This window comes from Olsenella sp. An285 (assembly GCF_002159625.1).
Taxonomy (GTDB): domain Bacteria; phylum Actinomycetota; class Coriobacteriia; order Coriobacteriales; family Atopobiaceae; genus Thermophilibacter; species Thermophilibacter avicola.
Genome location: NZ_NFIZ01000013.1, coordinates 34,426 through 50,180, shown reverse-complemented (window position 1 = coordinate 50,180; position 15,755 = coordinate 34,426). Strand labels below are relative to the sequence as shown.

Annotated in this window: 11 protein-coding genes; 10 read left to right on the top strand and 1 reads right to left on the bottom strand. The window is 66.8% G+C overall.

From position 1 onward, the window contains the following. The first annotated feature begins 196 nt into the window (after positions 1-196). Positions 197-1,510 carry an ATP-binding protein gene (locus B5F79_RS08870; protein ID WP_087220427.1) on the top strand — a complete coding sequence of 438 codons (1,314 nt, stop codon included), beginning with the start codon at positions 197-199 and terminating at the stop codon, positions 1,508-1,510. 328 nt (positions 1,511-1,838) lie between these two features. On the opposite strand, the gene B5F79_RS08865 is transcribed toward B5F79_RS08870, so the two are convergent. Then, a complete protein-coding gene (locus B5F79_RS08865) occupies positions 1,839-4,418 on the bottom strand; it encodes an FAD-dependent oxidoreductase (RefSeq protein ID WP_087220424.1) in 2,580 nt (859 codons plus the stop codon). A gap of 189 nt (positions 4,419-4,607) precedes the next feature. Here B5F79_RS08865 and B5F79_RS08860 point away from each other — a divergent pair, with 189 nt between their 5' ends. From B5F79_RS08860 to B5F79_RS08820, 9 genes are all read left to right on the top strand, one after another. After that, entirely contained in the window at positions 4,608-4,970 is a 363-nt protein-coding gene (locus B5F79_RS08860) for a NifB/NifX family molybdenum-iron cluster-binding protein (RefSeq protein WP_087220421.1), read from the top strand. A gap of 20 nt (positions 4,971-4,990) precedes the next feature. Then, a complete protein-coding gene (locus tag B5F79_RS08855) occupies positions 4,991-5,710 on the top strand; it encodes a sirohydrochlorin cobaltochelatase (protein WP_158094872.1) in 720 nt (239 codons plus the stop codon). Between the two features lie 156 nt (positions 5,711-5,866). Beyond that, entirely contained in the window at positions 5,867-6,415 is a 549-nt protein-coding gene (gene yfcE, locus B5F79_RS08850) for a phosphodiesterase (RefSeq protein WP_087220415.1), read from the top strand. A gap of 212 nt (positions 6,416-6,627) precedes the next feature. Continuing rightward, positions 6,628-8,532 carry a molecular chaperone DnaK gene (dnaK, locus tag B5F79_RS08845; RefSeq protein WP_087220412.1) on the top strand — a complete coding sequence of 635 codons (1,905 nt, stop codon included), beginning with the start codon at positions 6,628-6,630 and terminating at the stop codon, positions 8,530-8,532. Between the two features lie 126 nt (positions 8,533-8,658). Continuing rightward, positions 8,659-9,402, top strand: a complete 744-nt coding sequence (locus B5F79_RS08840; RefSeq protein WP_241147298.1) for a nucleotide exchange factor GrpE — start codon at positions 8,659-8,661, stop codon at positions 9,400-9,402. 90 nt (positions 9,403-9,492) lie between these two features. Next, a complete protein-coding gene (locus tag B5F79_RS08835; RefSeq protein WP_087220409.1) occupies positions 9,493-10,461 on the top strand; it encodes a DnaJ C-terminal domain-containing protein in 969 nt (322 codons plus the stop codon). Then, complete coding sequence (locus B5F79_RS08830) at positions 10,445-10,909, top strand: heat shock protein transcriptional repressor HspR (RefSeq protein ID WP_087220406.1); 465 nt, start codon at positions 10,445-10,447, stop codon at positions 10,907-10,909. The genes B5F79_RS08835 and B5F79_RS08830 overlap by 17 nt, the downstream gene beginning before the upstream one ends. Before the next feature lie 350 nt (positions 10,910-11,259). After that, positions 11,260-13,929, top strand: coding sequence for an ATP-dependent chaperone ClpB (clpB, locus tag B5F79_RS08825; protein ID WP_087220403.1), 2,670 nt, complete (start codon positions 11,260-11,262; stop codon positions 13,927-13,929). Between the two features lie 95 nt (positions 13,930-14,024). Continuing rightward, positions 14,025-15,755, top strand: a complete 1,731-nt coding sequence (locus tag B5F79_RS08820; protein ID WP_087220400.1) for a PASTA domain-containing protein — start codon at positions 14,025-14,027, stop codon at positions 15,753-15,755.

Genomic DNA, 15,755 nt, shown 5'->3' with positions numbered 1-15,755 from the left:
AACGGTGCTATATTCCGCCGTCGTATCAATGGCTTGCAAGTTGCCAATTTGAGCACAATAACAGGTTTGTAAGTTGTCAACTAGACCAAGAATAACGGGTTGCAAATTGTCATGATAGGGGCAATACTTGGCTTGTAACTTGCATCCCGTCGGGTAATCGAGGTGTGTCTTGCTGCGGAGAAAAGCACTCGAAGCCATGAAGGAGTGGAAGCGCCTCAAGACGTCCCAAGCCCTTCTTGTCACAGGCGCTCGCCAGGTCGGAAAGACCTATCTCATTAGGCAGTTCGCGCGCGAATGCTACAGACATTTCGTAGAGCTGAATCTCATTGAGCAACCCGACTTCCGAGATGCCCTTGCTAGCGCGCCGGACGCGGCAACTCTATTTCTTCGCATCACCGCCTTCGCGAAAGACGATCTGGTTCCTGGCGAGACACTTGTGTTCATCGACGAGGCACAGGAGTGCCCCGAGATTGTCACTGCTCTCAAGTTCCTGGTAGACCGCTATGGCAAGGACTTTGATTTCGTGATCTCTGGCTCGTTGCTGGGAGTGGAGCTCAAGGATATCCGCTCCATGCCCGTTGGGTATCTGAGCGAGGTCGAGATGTTCCCCCTCGACTTCGAGGAGTTTTGCTGGGCTCAGGGGGTTGCGGACGCCGTCATCGCAGAGGTGCGAGCCGCCTTTGAGCGGATTCGCTCCGTCGACGAGTTTGTGCACGCAAGGTTGTTGCAGACGCTTCACGTCTACCTAGTTGTCGGGGGGATGCCGGACGCAGTCCAGGCGTATGTGGAAAGCAACGACCTCAGGCGCGTTCAGCGCATACAGAACGACATCATCAATCTTTATCGTCGCGACATCAGCAAATACGCTGGGAACCGGGCGCGCGTTGTGCGACGCGTGTTCGACCTCGTGCCTGCGGAACTCAACACCCAGAGCAAGCGCTTCATCGCGTCTCACATCGAAGGCACGCCGCGCTTCGACAGATACGACAATGATTTCTCCTGGCTCGTGGATGCGGGCGTGGCCCTTTCGACACAAAATGTTGCAGAGCCTCGGTACCCGCTCGAGCTTTCGACGAATGCATCGTACTTCAAGCTCTTCATGTCCGACGTGGGGCTTCTTGCGCGCGCGTGTGGAATGGAGGTCGTCAGGGATCTGCTTTTCAGCAGGGAGGACGTCAACTACGGATCAATATACGAGAACTACGTGGCACAGGAGCTCGTCGCGCATGGGCTTTGCTCGCCGTCTCCCGACAGGCACCTCTATTACTTCCGAAGCCGAAAGATGGGAGAGCTGGATTTCCTCGCTGAATGGCCCGGGGGGAGGGTCCTGCCCATAGAGGTCAAGTCCGGAAAGACCTACAAGCGGCATAGCGCGCTTACGAGGGTGCTCGGAGTTGAGAACTACGGTCTCGACCACGCATGCGTCCTCTGCGAGAGAAACGTCGAGCACGATGGCAAGGTTACCTACCTGCCAATATACATGACAATGTTTATGCTGAGAGAGTCGTAGCACTCGGCGCGCCCGACTCCGATGCCTATCTCAGTTATGGCTCTAAACCGGGATGCCATTTCGTTATGAAGTGAGCGCTACAGCTGTTTCGCGAAGCAGCCATATCGACAGAAAGCGCCCCCGTGTCTCATTGGCAACAGCTTTGGGAAGATCGTCATTGTGAACAAGGTGATGAAGCCGTATATGGACGATGACGGCATCCTCACGATGGGGCTGCTCGACTTCCCGCTTGATCAGGACGGCCTCAACCTGGTGCCGGGCCCGGACGCTCACGTCCGAGCCCGGCCGAAGCTGCGCGGGTTGACAAAGGGACTGTCCCCTTGTCAAGTTAGCAGGTGGCGCCGCCAACTACGTTCTTGTTGAGGATGGCCTCCTTGTCGATGGGCGCCGTCAGCAGCTTCTCCTGCACGTAGTCAAAACCGAGGCGCGTCACGGTGTCGGCAAAGCGCTCGCCGCTCTGGCCCTCGTCGCGGAAGAAGAGGATGGCGCGCTCCACCACGTCCATGACCTCGTCCTCCGTGGTGAAGATCTTGTCCAGCGCGCGCCCGTGAGCCGTCTTTTTGCCCCAGCGCCCGCCGATGTAGGCCTTGTAACCTGCGAGCCCCTCGGTCACGGCGCCAAACGGGCAGGCGCCCACGCAGCGGCCGCAGTGGTTGCAGGCGGAGTCGTCGATGGTGATCTTGCCGTCCGGCCCGATCTGGGCGTCGCCCATGGGGCAGGCCTTCACGACCTGGCAGACCTTGCATGCGCGGCACTTCTCGAGATCGATCTGCGGCACGCGCTGCCCGACGATGCCGAGGTCGTTGAGGTCGGGCTTGACGCACATGTTGGGGCAGCCGCCCACCGCGATCTTGAACTTGTGCGGCAGCTCCACGCCGTGGTACCCCACGTAGAAGCGCTCGTGCAGCTTCTCGGAGAGGTCGAAGGTGTCGATGAGGCCGTACTGGCACGTGGTGCCCTTGCAGCTCACCACCGGGCGCACCTTGGAGCCGGTGCCGCCGGCGTCGAGCCCCGCGTCCTGCAGGAAGGCGATGCACGCATCGATGTTTTCGTACTTCACGCCCTGGATTTCCAGCGTGAGGCGCGTGGTCATCGTGACCTCGCCGGAGCCAAAGCGCTCTGCGGCCTCGGCCACGACCTTCTGCTCGGCCGAGGTCAGCTTGCCGTTGCGCGTGATCACGCGGATGTTGAAGACGTCGTCATAGCGCTTGTCCTGCAGGCATCCCAGACCCTTGAGACGCTTGATCTCTGCTGCGGGGAGCTTGGCTCCGGCCGGGCGCGGCACCTTGACCTCGTTGAACGTCACGCCGCCCTCGAGCACGCGCGTCGCCGTGTAGCCCGCGGCCTTGAGGCGGTTCTGCGCGAAGTAGCCGCGCTTGCCCTTGGCGCATACCAGCAGGAGCTTCTCGTCCTTGGTGTGGCCGGGCAGGCCGTCCGGGCCGATCTTGGTGAGGTCCACCCACTCCGCGCCGGGGATTGTGGCCACAGGCAGCACGTCGATCACCGCGTAGTCGGACGCGGCGCCGGCGGCGTACTCGGCGGGCGTGAAGCTCTCGAGCTCGCCCGCGAGCTTGTTCTCCAGGATGTAGCCGGCCGTGACCAGCGGGTGGATGGCGGTCGAGAAGGGCGGCGCGTAGGAGAGGTCCATCAGGTCGAGGTCCTCGACGGCGAGCTTCTGGTAGAGCGCGGCTACCACCACGTCTACCACCTTGTCCACCGCGCCGGCGCCGAGCACCTGCACGCCCAGCAGGCGGTGCGTCGCGCGCTCGGCGATCAGCTTGATGAAGAAGCTCGAGGAGCCGGGGTAGTAGTGCGCCTTGTCGTCAACCACGCAGACGATGCTCACGGGGTCCATGCCCGCCTCGCGCGCCGCGGCCTCCGTGAGGCCGGTGCGCCCGCCGTTGAGCGTGGGGAGCAGGCGCACGACGCCGGTGCCCAGTACGCCGGGGTACGCGGTGGGCGTGCCCGTGAGCGTGCGGGCGAGCGCGCGTCCGGCGATGTTGGCGGTCGACCCCATGGCGCTCCACTGCGGCTGGCCGGTGATGGCGCTGCGCACCTCGGCGCAGTCGCCGGCGGCGTAGACGTCCGGCAGGTTGGTGGCGGAGAGCTCGTCCACCACCACGCAGCCGTGGTCGAGCTCCACGCCGGAGCCCTCGAGCCACGCGGTGTTGGGCCGGATGCCGATGGAGAGGATTACAAGGTCTGCCGGCAGCGTTCCCGTGCCGGTCTCCACGCCCTCGACCTTGCCGTCGCCCTTGATGGCCGCCAGCGGACAGGACGTCATCACGCGCACGCCGGCTGCCTTGAGCTGGCGCTGGGCGAAGCCGGCCATCTCGGCGTCAAAGACGTTGGGCATGATCTGCGGCATCGCGTCTATGACGGTGACGGAGAGACCTCTCGCGAGCAGGTTCTCGGCGACCTCCAGGCCGATGAAGCCCGCGCCCACCACCACGGCGCGGCGCGCGCCGGCCTCGGCGTAGCTGCGGATGGCCTCGGCGTCGTCCGGGGTGCGCACGGTGAAGACGCCCGGCAGGTCCGTGCCGGGGATGCTCGCGGGCACGATCGGCGAGGCGCCGGTGGCTATGACCAGCTTGTCGTACTTCTCGGCATGGGACGTGCCGTCCTTCTCGCGCACCGTGACCTCGTGGGCGCTCGCGTCGAGCGCCACCGCCTCCGTACCCGTGCGCACCTCGACGCCGGTGAGGCCCTCGTAGGCAGCCGGCGTGTTGACGATGAGCTCGCCGCGGGTCTGGATGTCGCCGCCAATGTAGTAGGGCAGGCCGCAGCCCGCGTAGCTGATGTCCTCGCTCTTGGTGACAACCACGACCTCGGCCGAACGGTCGCAGCGCTTGAGCTTGGCCGCGACCTTGGTTCCGGCGGCAACGCCGCCAACAATCAGGTACCTCATGGGCGCCCCTCTCCTGGCAGTCTTGCGCCGACTTCGCGGCGCGCATAACACCATGGTAGGCCCTTGCGGGTCCCGTCCTCTTGGGATTTGCGACAGCGGTGAGGGATTTGTCCCGGCCGGTGGGCTAGAATGACCTCGTCAAACACCGCGGGCCGGCTGGAGCTCCGCCCGCAGCGAGAGGAGAATCCCATGAAGGTTGCCATCCCCACCCTTGGCAAGGGCGGTCTGGACTGCGAGCGCTCCGGCCACTTTGGCCACTGCGACTGCTTTACCGTGGTTGACGTCGAGGACGGCAAGGTCGGTGCCGTGAGCGTCATCGACAACCCGCCCCACGAGGAGGGCGGCTGCATGCGCCCCGTGGCCCTTCTTGCCCAGAACGGCATCGACGCCATCGTTGCCGCCGGCATGGGCATGCGCCCCATGATGGGCTTTGCGCAGGCGGGCATCACCGTCTTCTTTGAGAACCAGACCCCGGGCGTGGGCGACGTCGCTCAGATGGCCGCCGCCGGCACCCTTCCCGTCATGGGCGAGGAGCACGCCTGCCATCACTAGTTGACAGGGGGACAGTCCCTTTGTCACGTTATGTGCTTGTCATAGCTGGGTGCCTTTCCGGAGAGCGTGGGGACGAGGGCATTGCTGCCCTGGTTGATGCGCTGACGGACGCGATCGGTGCCGACGTTGTCCTGCGCGCCCGCACGGGCGGGCGACCTGTGGGCGCCTTGCTGCCCGAGGTGCTGGCGAATGTGCGCGAGCGAGGGGTGCGGCGGGCGCTCGTGGCAACCACGCACGTGGCCGACGGCCGCCTGCAGCACGAGGCGACGGGCGCGCTGCGCGATACCGCGACCACCTTTGACGAGCTTCGGCTTGCTCCGCCCCTGCTCGCGAGCGCCGAGGACCTGGCTGTCGTTGCCCGTGCGCTCGATGCCGTGCTGCCCGCGGAGCCCGGGCGCATCGTGGCGTTGGCGGGCCATCGCGGCGCCGAGCTCGAGGCCGCCCTCGCCCGGCTGGAGGCCGCGCTGAACGCCCGCGGTCGGGACGACGTGCTGGTGGACGCGCCCGACCGTCTGGTGGCGCGCCTGCGGGGGTGTCCCGGGCGGCGGGTCCTTCTTGGCCCCTTCCTCATGGCTCTTGGCCATCATGCCCGCCATGACGTGCTGGTGGACCTGCGCGCGCGGCTCGAGGGCGCCGGCCTTGACGTCGCCACCTGGCCGCATTCCCTCGCGGAGCTGCCCGCCGTCCGGGCCCTCGTGATCGCGCACGCGCTCGCCGCGGAGCCGATTTTGGTGGGATAGAATGGGCTCGGCCGGCGCGTCTCGCCGCGCCTCCGGATATTAACGTACTTTGGATTATTCAGCTGAGAGTACCAACTGGGGTAACACAGTTATTTCAGGAAACCAATGCGAACTAATTTCCAGGCCCTCCGGAAGACCGCGTCGAAAGGACTGCCCATGAAGCTCGTTATCGCCTCCGACATCCACGGCGCCGCCGACGCCTGTGCGCGTCTCATGTCCGCCATCGAGGCGGAGTCCCCGGATCGCGTGGTCCTCCTGGGCGACCTGCTTTATCACGGCCCGCGCAACGACCTCCCCGCGGACTATGCGCCCAAGCGCGTGATCGAGATGCTCAACTCCATTGCCGACCACGTGATCGCCGTGCGCGGCAACTGCGAGGCCGAGGTCGATCAGATGGTCCTCAAGTTCCCCTGCATGGCGGACCACAACATCCTGGTCGATCCCACGGCGGAGGGCGGCCCCCTCACGCTCTTCCTCACGCACGGGCACGTCTACGGTCCCGGCTACCACAACAGCGTGGACGCATGGCCCGCGCTGCCCGAGCGCTCCGCCCTGGTCTACGGTCACACCCACATCAAGGTGAGCGAGAAGAACGAGGAGCACGGCGCTTGGGTCTTCAACCCCGGTTCGGCGGGCATCCCCAAGGACGGCACGGCCAGCTTCGGCGTCTACGAGGACGGCCGCTTCGAGCATCGCCTGCTGTAACAGCGGCAGCGACGCAACCCTCGCGGGCCTGGGAAGCGGCGCGACCGCGCTCCCGGGCCCGTCGTTGTCTCCACACTCAAAAAATCTCATATGTGGAGACTTAGATAATGTATAGAATCGAAGCGCATGGGGGATAAACTCCACCGTACAGAAAAGGAATCACGCGAGAGGGCGGCCAGGGAAGCCGCCCCACGCAGGAGAAGGAGACCAACATGAGCAAGATTCTCGGCATCGACCTTGGTACCACCAACTCCGCGATGGCGGTCCTCGAGGGCGGCGAGCCCACGATCATCGTCAACGCCGAGGGCGACCGCACCACCCCGTCCGTCGTGGGCTTCCGTGCCGACGGCGACCGCATCGTGGGCAAGGCGGCCAAGAACCAGGCCGTCACCAACCCCACCAACACCGTCTTCTCGATCAAGCGCTTCATGGGCCGTCGCTACGACGAGGTTACCTCTGAGCTCAAGACCGTCCCGTACAAGGTCAAGCCCGGCGTGGGCGGCCGCGCGGTCGTGGAGATCGACGGCGAGGACTTCACCCCGGAGCAGATCAGCGCCATGATTCTCTCCAAGATGAAGGCTGACGCCGAGAAGTGCCTCGGCGAGCCCGTCACCGACGCCGTCATCACCGTTCCGGCCTACTTCAACGACGCCCAGCGCCAGGCCACCAAGGACGCCGGCAAGATCGCCGGCCTCAACGTCCAGCGCATCGTCAACGAGCCCACCGCCGCGGCCCTGGCCTACGGCCTCGACAAGAAGGGCATCGACCAGAAGGTCCTGGTCTTCGACCTGGGCGGCGGCACCTTCGACGTGTCGCTCCTCGACCTCGCCGACGGCGTCGTTGAGGTTCTCGCCACCAACGGCGACAACCACCTCGGCGGCGACGACTGGGACCAGCGCGTCATCGACTGGCTGGCGGACAAGTTCCAGGCCGACAACAGCATCGACCTGCGCAAGGACCCCATGGCCCTGCAGCGCCTGAAGGAGGCTGCGGAGAACGCCAAGAAGGAGCTCTCCTCCGCCCAGCAGGCCCAGATCAACCTGCCCTTCATCACCGCTGACGCCACCGGCCCCAAGCACCTCGACTACACGCTGACCCGCGCCGAGTTCGAGCGCATCACCCGCGACCTGCTCGACCGCTGCAAGGGCCCCGTCACTAAGGCCCTGCACGACGCCAACCTCCAGCTCTCCGAGGTCAACGAGGTCATCCTCGTGGGCGGCTCCAGCCGTATGCCCGCCGTCCAGGAGCTCGTCAAGCAGATGACCGGCAAGCAGCCCAACATGTCCGTGAACCCGGACGAGGTCGTGGCTGACGGCGCGGCTGTCCAGGGCGGCGTCCTCACCGGCGACGTCTCGGGCATCCTGCTGCTCGACGTCACGCCGCTGTCCCTGGGCGTCGAGACCATGGGCGGCGTCATGACCAAGATGATCGACCGCAACACCACGATCCCCACGTCCAAGACCGAGATCTACTCCACGGCGGCCGACAACCAGACCTCCGTCGAGATCAACGTCCTGCAGGGCGAGCGCGAGATGGCCGCGGACAACAAGTCCCTCGGCAAGTTCAACCTCACCGGCATCCCGGCCGCCCGCCGCGGCGTGCCGCAGATCGAGGTCACCTTTGACATCGACGCCAACGGCATCGTGAAGGTCACCGCCAAGGACAAGGCCACCGGCAAGAGCCAGCAGATCACCATCTCCGGCTCCACCGCCCTCTCCGACGACGAGGTCGACCGCATGGTCAAGGACGCCGAGGCCCACGCCGAGGAGGACAAGAAGCACAAGGACGAGATTGAGGTCCGCAACCAGGTCGACTCCCTCGCGTACTCCACCGAGCAGACCCTCAAGGACCTGGGCGACAAGGTCCCGGCCGACCAGAAGAAGGCCGCCGAGGACGCCGTGGCCGAGGCCAAGAAGGCCCTCGACGGCACCGACGTGGACGCCATCCGCGCCGCCGGCGACAAGCTCCAGGAGGTGGGCCACAAGCTCGCCGAGGTCGTCTACTCCGCCACGCAGGAGGACGCCGCCGCGGGCAACGCCGGCACCGGCGCGACCGACGCCGCGAGCGACGTCGTGGACGCCGACTACGAGGTCGTCGACGACGACAAGAACAACTAGTTCGGGCTGGCCGTACTAACGGATTCAAGCGAGGGGCGGCCACGGCTACGCGGCCGCCCCTTCCGGATAGCGTGACTCAGGGGGGATGACCCCGCGTGAGCCACTGACACAGTCGAGGAGGGTGACGTGAAGGTGCCCATCGAGGTTGAGGACGAGAAGAACGAGGCCATGGAGCCCGAGACCGCCGTCGAGGACGCCCCTGAGGCCGAGGCCGGCGAGCCCGAGGTCGTGGACGCCGAGGAGACGGACGAGGAGGCTGAGGAGCGCGCTCGCGTGGAGGCTGCCATCCGCGCCGGTGAGGAGGCCGCAGAGCGCGAGCTTGCCGCCGACGCGAGCAAGATCCGCGAGGAGCGCGACGAGCTCCAGAAGAAGCTCGCGGACGTGGAGGACCAGATCGAGGCCGCCAAGAAGGAGGCCGCGGACGCCACGGAGCGCATGCTGCGCCTCCAGGCGGACTGGGAGAACTTCCGCCGCCGCACTGCCGCCGAGCGCCTGGCGGAGAAGGAGCGCGCGGCCGAGAAGCTGGTGACCAACCTGCTTCCCGTGATCGACGACATCGAGCGCGCCATCGAGCACGCCGGGGCCACCGACGGCGACACCCAGTTCCAGCAGTTCGTGGACGGTGTCTCCGCGGTGCATGCCAAGATGCTCGGGGTGCTGGAGAAGGAGGGCGTCGAGCCCATCGACCCCGCCGGCGAGCCCTTCGAGCCGCTGGCCCACCAGGCCGTCGGCCGTGTTGAGGACAAGGACGCCTACGACGAAACCGTCGCCCAGGTCTACCAGAAGGGCTATCGCATGGGCGACAAGGTCATCCGCACCGCCATGGTCACGGTGACCTACGGCGGCCCCAAGCGTCCCACCGACGAGTAGTCTGCAAATTGGGGACAGTCCCCAATTTGCACAAAAGTTTTATGTGAATTGGGGACTGTCCCCAACTAACAGAAAGGAGGCTCGTGCGACATGGCAAACAAGCGAAGCTACTACGACGTACTGGGCGTCAAGCGCGACGCCTCTGACGACGAGATAAAGAAGGCCTTCCGCAAGCTCGCCGCGAAGTACCACCCGGACGCCGGCGGGGACGAGGCCAAGTTCAAGGAGGTTAGCGAGGCGTATACCACCCTCTCCGACCCCCAGAAGCGCCGCGAGTACGACCAGCTGCTCATGTTCGGCGGCATCCCCGGGGCCGATTTTGGCGGCTCGGGCGGGCGCGGCCGCTACACCTACACCACCAACGTGGGCGGCGACTGGTCCGACATCTTCAACAACATGCGCGGCGAGGGCGGCTTCGGCGGCTTTGACTTCTCGTCCATCTTTGGCGGGGCCGCCGGCGCGCGCGCCGCGAGCAACCGCCCCACCAAGGGCAGCGACCTCACCATGTCCGTGGACGTTACGGCGGAGGAGGCCTTCCGAGGGGCAACCCGCAAGGCAACCTACCGCGTGCCCTCCACGGGCGAGGAGCAGACGCTCACGATTAAGATCCCGGCGGGTGCGGTGGACGGCGGCAAGCTGCGCTACCGCGGCCGCGGCGAGTACGGCACCAACGGCGGCGACCGTGGCGACCTCGTGATCACCACGCACGTGGCCGAGCACCCGCTCTTCAAGCGCGACGGCGCGGACGTTCGCATGGACCTGCCCATCAGCATGTACGAGGCCGCGCTCGGCGCCACCGTGGAGGTGCCCACGCCCGACGGCACGGAGGTCCGCCTCAAGGTGCCCGCCGGCACGCAGGACGGAAAGACCTTCCGCTTCCGCGACCTGGGAGCCCCCAATGTCAAGCGCAAGGGCTCTCGCGGCGCGCTCTACGTGACCGTGCGCGTGAAGGTGCCCACGCTGCTCACCAAGCAGGAGCGCGAGGCGCTCGAGGCCCTGCGCGCCGACGACGCGCGCGACTACCGCGAGGAGGTCAGCCGCTATGGCGCGAAGCGATAGCGAGGGAAGGGAGCCCGGCCGCGGGTCGGACCGCAACAAGCCTCTCTACATGATCAGCGTTGCCGCCGAGCTCACGGGCATGCACCCGCAGACCCTGCGCGTCTACGAGCAGAAGGGTCTCGTGACGCCCGGGCGCTCGCGCGGCAACACGCGCCTCTACTCCCAGTCGGACATCGACCGGCTGAACCTCATCTCCAAGCTCACGGACGAGGGCATCAACCTCGCCGGCGTGGTGCGCATCCTCGACATGCGCGAGCGCATGCTCGAGCGCGAGGACGAGCTCGAGGAGCTGCGCCGCCGCGTGCGTCAGCTTGAGGACGAGGTCCACGAGTTCCGCATGCAGGAGAAGATTACCGCGCTCGCCCGCTACGACGGGCAGGGAAGCCCCGAGCAGGTCATGCGCCGCCTCCTTCTCAACGGCGCGCCTAGCGAGAAGAACGAGGGGTAGCGGCGCGCCATCGAACGAGCTGCGATTCGTAAGTGCGCCCGTCCCTCCTGCTGCCCCGTTCTCTCGTTTTTCTGTATATTGCGCTCGGCTGAAGAAGTTCAATAACATATATTGCCAGCTCAAAAGGGCACCGTTCTTCTCGCCCACTCGAGAAGGGCTGACAATGTACAGAAAAATGGAAGTTGCCGAGGTGGGTCGCGCATGGAGGCCCTCGCCGCCAGCGCCCCCGTTCGTCCTTCTCGCCAGCACGCAGAAAATCTACTATGTATACGCTTAGATTTGCGTATAAGCCCCAGCTCCCGGGGAACAATAGACGTTGATAAACAACGAAACCCAAGAAGGGGGCAACCATGAGACTAGACAAGTGGGCCGTCACGGCCCAGGAGGCGCTGCAGGCGGCGGTGGGCATCGCCACGGACGCCAACGCCGGGCAGCTCATGCCCGTGCACGTGCTGAAGGCCCTGCTCAGCTCCGGCGAGCACAACCTGCGCGCGATCATCGAGCGCGTGGGTGCGGACCCGGCGTCCATCGAGGCGCAGGCAGACGACGCCATTGCGCGCCAGCCGCAGGTCAGCGGCGATGCCGCCCAGATGGGCATGGGCGACGCCACCGTGCGCGTGGGCAACGCCGCGGAGAAGCTCGCCACCAAGATGGGCGACTCCTACGTCACCTCCGAGCACCTGCTCTGCGCGCTCGCGGATGACAAGACGGACGCCGGCTCCATCCTCAAGGCCGCCGGCGTCACCGCCAAGCGCGTGGAGGAGGCCTACGACGCCCTGCGCGGCGACGAGCGCGTGACCAGCCAGGACTCCAAGCCCGAGTTCGAGGCCCTGGAGAAGTACGGCCGCAACGTCACCGACCTCGCCCGTCAGGGAAAGCTCGATCCCATCATCGGCCGCGTGGAGGAGATCCGCCGCACCATCCAGGTGCTCAGCCGCCGCACGAAGAACAACCCCGTGCTCATCGGCGAGCCGGGCGTGGGCAAGACCGCCATCGTGGAGGGTCTGGCCCAGCGCATCGTCAACGGCGACGTCCCGTCCACCCTGCGCGACAAGGACCTCGTGGAGCTTGACATGTCCGCCCTCGTGGCGGGCGCCAAGTACCGCGGCGAGTTCGAGGACCGCCTGAAGTCCGTGCTCAAGGAGGTCGAGAAGTCGGACGGCCGCATCATCCTGTTCATCGACGAGCTTCATACCATCGTGGGCGCGGGCGCCACGGAGGGCTCCATGGACGCCGGCAACATCCTGAAGCCGGCCCTCGCGCGCGGCACGCTGCACGCCATCGGCGCCACCACGCTGGACGAGTACCGCAAGTACATCGAGAAGGACGCGGCGCTCGCACGCCGCTTCCAGACCGTCATGGTCTCCGAGCCCACCGTGGAGGACACGATCTCCATCCTGCGCGGCATCAAGGACCGCTACGAGCAGCACCACCGCGTTCGCATCACGGACTCCGCGCTGGTCAGCGCCGCGGACCTCTCCAACCGCTACATCTCCGACCGCTTCCTCCCGGACAAGGCCATCGACCTCGTTGACGAGGCGGCAAGCCGCCTGCGCATGGAGCTGGACTCCATGCCCGCGGACATCGATGCCGTGGACCGCCAGCTCACGCAGATGCAGATCGAGGAGCAGGCCCTCATGAAGGAAGAGGACGAGGCCAGCAAGGAGCGCCTCGAGACCCTGCGCGGCGAGATCGCCACCACGCGCGAGAAGCTCGACGGCATGAAGGCCAACTGGGAGAACGAGAAGGGCGCCATCGACCGCGTGCAGGACCTCAAGTCCCGGATCGAGGACGCGCGCACCGAGATGGAGCGCGTCACCCGTGAGGGGGACCTCGCCCGCGCCTCCGAGCTGCGCTACTCCACCATCCCCGCCCTCCAGCACGAGTACGAGGAGGCGGAGGCCGCGCTCACGGCCAAGCAGGAGGCCGGGGGACTCCTCAAAGAGGAGGTCACCTCGGAGGAGATCGCCGACGTCGTGAGCTCGTGGACCGGCGTTCCCGTGTCCAAGATGATGCAGGGCGAGATGGACAAGCTCCGCAACCTCGAGTCCGAGCTGCACAAGCGCGTCGTGGGCCAGGACGAGGCCGTCTCGGCCGTGGCCGCCGCCGTGCGCCGCAGCCGCGCGGGCCTCTCCGACCCCAACCGTCCCATCGGCAGCTTCTTCTTCCTCGGCCCCACCGGCGTGGGCAAGACGGAGCTCGCCAAGGCGCTCGCGGAGAACCTCTTCGACGACGAGCGGGCGCTCGTGCGCATCGACATGTCCGAGTACATGGAGAAGTTCAGCGTCCAGCGGCTCATCGGCGCGCCTCCCGGATACGTGGGCTACGACGAGGGCGGCCAGCTCACCGAGGCCGTTCGTCGCCGTCCGTACTCCGTGATCTTGCTGGACGAGATGGAGAAGGCGCATCCCGACGTCTTCAACATCCTCCTGCAGGTGCTCGACGACGGTCGTCTCACGGACGGCCAGGGTCGCGTGGTGAGCTTCAAGAACACGATCATCATCATGACGTCCAACGTCGGCAGCCAGTTCATCGCCGGCGCTAGTGCGGCAAGCGATCCGGACGAGGTCCAGCGCGAGGTCAACAACGCCCTGCGCCAGACCTTCAAGCCGGAGTTCCTCAACCGCATCGACGACGTGGTGGTCTTCCACGCCCTGGGCCTCGCGGATATCGAGCGCATCGTGGACATCCAGCTGCGCGACGTGCGCGAAAGGCTCGACCGCGACCGCATCCAGCTCGAGCTCACGCCGGCCGCCAAGCAGTCGCTCGCGCTCGACGGCCTGGACCCGGTCTACGGCGCCCGCCCGCTCAAGCGCCTCATCCAGCGCCAGGTGGTGGACTCCGTGGCCAACCTCATCATCGACGGAAGGCTCGGCGAGGGCGACGTGGTGCGCGTGGACGTGGGGGAGGACGACCGCCTCTTTGCCGCGCGCGATGACGCGGCGTCCGAGCGCCGGCGCTCCGGCGGCGCGGCCGCACCCTCGGACGACGAGCCCATCGAGCCCGACGCCATGGAGTAGCGCGTCGCAGATCTTTCAGGGGGCGAGGGAGGTAGTTCCCTCGCCCCCTTTTTTCGGTACGATAGGGGTACGTTCAACGACAGGTTGGGGGCAGCATGGCGGCTCAGGACGAGAAGAACCTCCCGGATGCGACCGTCTCCCTGCCGCCGGAGGAGCAGCCCGGCGCAGACCCGGACGCCACGCGCCTGGCCGGACCCGAGACGGACCCGGACGCCACGCAGCTGGCGGACGCCGCCGAGACCCGCGCCGTCGCCCCCGACGACCTCCCCACCATCGTGGTCCCCTCCTCGCGAGCTGCCGCGGCGCCCGAGACGGCGCCCGACGGCCTCGACGTGATGGACAGCCCCTACTACGCTCCCGCCTCCATCGAGGACCTCGCGTCGGCCCAGGCGCCCGTCACCATAGAGTCGCCCGTGCAGAGTCTGCCCGAGCGCAGGAGGCGCCTGCCGCGCTGGGCGGTGGCGCTGCTGGTGGTCGTTCTTCTCGCCGTGGCGGGAGGCATTGCCTGGTACACCTACGACCAGGAGATCTGGGGCGGCAAGACCATCCCGGCCGTGGTGGGCAAGACGCAGGGGGAGGCGGTGCGCGCGCTGGAGGCGCTCGGCTTCGTGGTGAGCATCGAGCCCGTGCCGGCGGACGACGCCATCGACACGGTCCTCACCTGCATGCCGCTGGAGGGCACGCGCGCGGACCCGACGGAGGGCGTCACGCTGGGGGTGGCGGTGCAGCGCACCGTCCCGCAGGTGGTGGGCATGGACGTGCGGGACGCCCAGGACGCCCTCAACGAGGCCGGCGCCCAGAGCATCTCCATCTCCTACCAGAACTCCGACGAGGCGGCGGGCACCGTCCTTGCGGTGGACCCGGCGGAGGGCGAGCCCTTCCGCCCGGAGGACCAGATCTCCCTCGTGGTCGCGCGCGCCTACACCGTGCCCGACGTGCTGGGGCTCCCGCTTGACGAGGCCCAGGAGCGGCTCTCCTCCGGCGGCCTTGCCTCCAGCGTCACCTACGTCCGCTCGGATGCGCGGGCAAACAGCGTGGTCCAAGCGAACCCGGGCGTGGGCGCCGAGGTCGAGCCGGGCGCGACGATTGTCCTGAGCGTGGCGACCCCGCTCCCGAGCGACCCGTACGACCTCCTGGCCTACTTCGACGCCGTTCCCCAGGCGCTGCCCGGATACCTTGACGAGGAGGGCTTCGTCCTGAGCTACGGCGAGATCTACGCGTCCGGGGGCAACGCCAACGTGGCGTACACCGGTGAGTCCGGGGAGCTTCTGCGGCTGACCAACGAGCCCGAGACCGGTCACTACGCGGGAGGCTCGCAGGCCGACGTGCTCGCCACGGGGGCGGGCGTGGGCGGCGTGCGCTATGCGTTCTCCTCCGGAACGCTCCCCGAGGGGGCGGCCGTCGAGAACGAGTCCGGCGTGCGAGCGGTCATGGCCGCCTGCGGGCTCGACGGGCTGCTGGACACCTGCACGCAGGACGACATCGTGATGCCGGAGCCCGAGCCTGTGCCGGAGCCGGAGTCCGAGGAGGGCTCCGAGGAGGAGCGGCCTGACGCCCAGGAGGCCGCAGAAGACGAGAAGGACGCGGAGGACGAGAAGGACGCCGAGGAGGCCCCCGAAGAGGAGCCCGAGCCCAACCGTCACTTCATCTGCGGCTACGGACGCCAGGGCGGCTACACCTGGGCCGTCATCATTGGCGGCTACGACGAGGTCACGCGCGTGGTGGCGCTCGCCGCGCCGACCTCCCACTTCGAGGCGGTCGACCTGAGACCCTTCGGGGGCTCCGTCTGCGACTACATTGCTTACATCGACCAGTACACGGGGTGA

What these genes read in the sequence shown, in the direction of transcription:
- B5F79_RS08865 (WP_087220424.1), bottom strand. Translation starts at nt 4,418, where the DNA reads ATGAGGTACCTGATTGTTGGCGGCGTTGCCGCCGGAACCAAGGTCGCG.
- B5F79_RS08835 (WP_087220409.1), top strand. Translation starts at nt 9,493, where the DNA reads ATGGCAAACAAGCGAAGCTACTACGACGTACTGGGCGTCAAGCGCGAC.
- B5F79_RS08860 (WP_087220421.1), top strand. Translation starts at nt 4,608, where the DNA reads ATGAAGGTTGCCATCCCCACCCTTGGCAAGGGCGGTCTGGACTGCGAG.
- dnaK (WP_087220412.1), top strand. Translation starts at nt 6,628, where the DNA reads ATGAGCAAGATTCTCGGCATCGACCTTGGTACCACCAACTCCGCGATG.
- B5F79_RS08820 (WP_087220400.1), top strand. Translation starts at nt 14,025, where the DNA reads ATGGCGGCTCAGGACGAGAAGAACCTCCCGGATGCGACCGTCTCCCTG.
- yfcE (WP_087220415.1), top strand. Translation starts at nt 5,867, where the DNA reads ATGAAGCTCGTTATCGCCTCCGACATCCACGGCGCCGCCGACGCCTGT.
- clpB (WP_087220403.1), top strand. Translation starts at nt 11,260, where the DNA reads ATGAGACTAGACAAGTGGGCCGTCACGGCCCAGGAGGCGCTGCAGGCG.
- B5F79_RS08870 (WP_087220427.1), top strand. Translation starts at nt 197, where the DNA reads ATGAAGGAGTGGAAGCGCCTCAAGACGTCCCAAGCCCTTCTTGTCACA.
- B5F79_RS08830 (WP_087220406.1), top strand. Translation starts at nt 10,445, where the DNA reads ATGGCGCGAAGCGATAGCGAGGGAAGGGAGCCCGGCCGCGGGTCGGAC.